Source organism: Streptomyces pseudogriseolus, from assembly GCA_002154585.1.
Taxonomy (GTDB): Bacteria; Actinomycetota; Actinomycetes; order Streptomycetales; family Streptomycetaceae; genus Streptomyces; species Streptomyces pseudogriseolus.
Window position 1 is genome coordinate 1 of the sequence record MUNG01000541.1, and the last position, 1,478, is coordinate 1,478.

At 76.8% G+C, this 1,478-nt stretch carries 2 protein-coding genes; both read right to left on the bottom strand.

The features are described from left to right. On the bottom strand, positions 1–1,165 hold a 1,165-nt coding region (locus CCN29_RS32410), incomplete at its 3' end, for a DUF4140 domain-containing protein (RefSeq protein WP_442538617.1). A gap of 63 nt (positions 1,166–1,228) precedes the next feature. Beyond that, the coding region (locus CCN29_RS35455) for a hypothetical protein (protein WP_143661448.1) at positions 1,229–1,478 on the bottom strand (250 nt) is incomplete at its 5' end.

Sequence of the window (1,478 nt, forward strand, 5' to 3'; positions counted from 1 at the left end):
GGCCCGAACCGGGACGCGCCCGCCGCGCCCGCTCCGGGGAAGGCACGGAGCCCGGCGCGGCCGGACCGAAACCCTGAGGCGGCGCACCGTAAGCGGCGCCGGGAGCGGGCGGCGCGGAGGGCGCGTCCCGGTTCGGGGGAGTGGGCGGGGCATCGTATGCGGAACCGACCGTGACCGCGGTGTCCTCGAAGGCACCGCCCGCGACCCACCCGCCTGCCACCAGGTGATGGGCGGGCTCCGGCCGAGGGCCCGCCGCGTCGTACCCGGCGAACAGGTCGGCCAGCCCCGTCGGAGGCTCCCGCCAGCCGGACGGGGCGGGCGGGGGCTGGCTGCGGCCGATGCGGACCGACCGCAGCCGCGGCAGATCCGTACGGCGGCGCAGATCGGCCGTGGCGAACGCGATCCGCACGCCCGTCCAGTCCTCACCGGACCGCTGGGCGACCGAGGCGCGCAGCACCAGCCGTCCGGTGTCCTCGCCCTGACGGTGGGTGAGACGGTACGTCGGCACCCAGACCGCGCCGGGCACCCCGTACTCGACCTCGACCTCCGCCTCCGTCCCGGCCGCGCCGCGCACGGTCAGCACCGCCGTGTACGAAGAGGTGACCGGGGAGGCGGGGGCGTCGGTGCTCACGCGGGCCAGCCGGTCCTGCGCCACCTCCATCTCGTGGTCCAGGCGCTTCAGTTCGTCCTCCAGTTCGCGGAGCCCGTCGTGCAGCACGGTCAGGCGCTCGTCGACGAAGTCGGCCAGCTCCAGCCACGCGTCCACCGGGGTGCGGCGGTGCGGGTCGTCCCGCTTGCGGCCGGGCGGCACCGGACGCAGTGCGCCGATCTCCTCGATCCGCCTCAGCTGCCGGTCCCGCCGGCCCGCGGCGACACCGTACGCCTCCGTCAGCCGGTCCACCTCGCGGCGCGCCTCGTCGACCGCGTCCGCGTCCACCGGCTCCGCGTCGACCTCCGCCCGCGCCTCGGTGACCCGCACACCCGGCGCGCCGAGGACGCGGGCACGCAGCGAGTGGGGGTCGAGCGAGCGCGGCAGTCCAGGCACCCGTACCTGTCCGTCCGCCGGGACCGGGCCCCGGGCGACGCGGCGGCACAGCGCGCCCTGCGCGTACACCGTCACCGATGCGAGTGCCGAGGCCCACCTCGGTGCCGTCCCAGCCGTCATGTGCTCCCCCGCGCAGCCGTGTTCGTGCCGAGGGCAGCCTACGCGCTCACCGCCCGCCGCGGATCACCAGACGAGACACCAGTACCTGCCGTGCTGCCCGATCCCGATCCGGCTCTCGTGCGGCACCAGGGCGGGGTCCGGCCGCCCCACGGCTGCCAGGGTGCAGGCGCGGTCGCCCACGGTGCCGGAGGCGGACATGCGGCGGGCGGCGTCCGTGGCGGCGGAGGAGGTGTACCAGGTGGTGGTGGGGCCGCTTCTGTTCGGTTTCGGGGTGGGCGAGGGCTTCGCCGGTGGTGTGGGCCGGGTGGGGGTG